This is a genomic window from Fimbriimonadaceae bacterium (assembly GCA_019638775.1).
Lineage (GTDB): Bacteria > Armatimonadota > Fimbriimonadia > Fimbriimonadales > Fimbriimonadaceae > JAHBTD01.
Map to the genome: position 1 here is coordinate 1 of JAHBTD010000112.1, position 1,191 is coordinate 1,191.

Here is a 1,191-nt window from a genome sequence, read left to right on the forward strand (position 1 = left end):
CATTACCTGTTCGACCCTGATTTTTGTAATGTTGCTTCCGGCTGGGAGAAAGGCGTTGTCGAGAAGAATGTTCAGGATATGCGTCGCTGCATCTGGAATGAAGCCAAACAGCAGCCATTCAGCTCATTCGATGATCTGAACAACTGGCTTGAGGCACGCTGCCGCGCGTTGTGGTCTGAAATCGAGCATCCGGATTATGCGGGTATCACCCTCGCCGACGCATTGGAACAGGAACAGCTGTACCTGATGCCGATGCCGGCACCGTTCGATGGTTATATCGAAGTATTGGCACGGGTATCCAGCACGTGTCTAATCACATTACTGCGCAACCGTTATTCCGCTCCCTGCCGTCTGGCCAATCAGATGGTGGCCGTTCATCAGTATGCCGACCGCATCAAGATCGTCCATAATAACGCCGTGGCAGCCTGTCATAGCCGCCTGTTGAATGGCGACCAGGTCAGCTATGACTGGCAGCACTATATTCCGGTCATCGAAAAGAAACCGGGCGCTTTGCGCAACGGTGCGCCATTTGCCGAACTGCCGGCACCTTTGCTGCAGTTGCAGACTGCGCTGCGGCGCAGGGAGCGCCAGCAGGCTGATCGAATCATGGCCAAGGTACTTCAGCCTGGTGCCAACGCATGGGCTGGAAGCGGTGCTGGTTGCCGTTGAATTGGTATTGGAATCCGGCGTGCCCAGTGCCGAGCATGTCTCCAATGTATTGGCACGGTTGAAACACACCGACATGCCGGCGTCAGTGGAAACAACGCTGAAACTCAAGGAAGAACCACAGGCCGATACGGCGCGCTATGATCGCCTGAATACCAAAGAGGTGCCGCATGTCTGATATTATCGCGCAGTTCAAAGCGCTGAAATTATATGGCATGGCGGGTTGCTATTCCGAGCTAAGACAGCAGAATACGTCCGATGTCGCTGAAAGTTTTAATTTCGCAAATACACTGTTAAACCAGTTACTCCAGGCTGAAACCACCGAGCGCAACATCCGTTCCATCCGCTATCAAACCCAAGCCGCCAGATTCCCGGTGCAGCGCCACTTACAGGGATTCGATTTCAATCAGTCCAAAGTCGATCCACAACTGATTCATCAACTGGCTACGATGGAATTTACCGCCGTCGCACAGAACCTGGTGCTGGTCGGCGGCACCGGTACTGGCAAAACGCACCTGGCTATTG

3 protein-coding genes are annotated in these 1,191 nt (G+C 53.8%); all 3 read left to right on the top strand.

All coding sequences use genetic code 11. The annotated features are described in order from the left end of the window. The coding region (locus KF784_20315; GenBank protein MBX3121401.1) for an IS21 family transposase at positions 1 to 669 on the top strand (669 nt) is incomplete at its 5' end. Beyond that, on the top strand, positions 653 to 844 hold the full coding sequence (locus tag KF784_20320) for a hypothetical protein (GenBank protein MBX3121402.1): 192 nt from the start codon (positions 653 to 655) through the stop codon (positions 842 to 844). The genes KF784_20315 and KF784_20320, both read left to right, overlap by 17 nt. Further along, positions 837 to 1,191, top strand: a 355-nt coding sequence (locus KF784_20325) for an ATP-binding protein (GenBank protein ID MBX3121403.1), incomplete at its 3' end; no start/stop codon positions are given. The genes KF784_20320 and KF784_20325, both read left to right, overlap by 8 nt.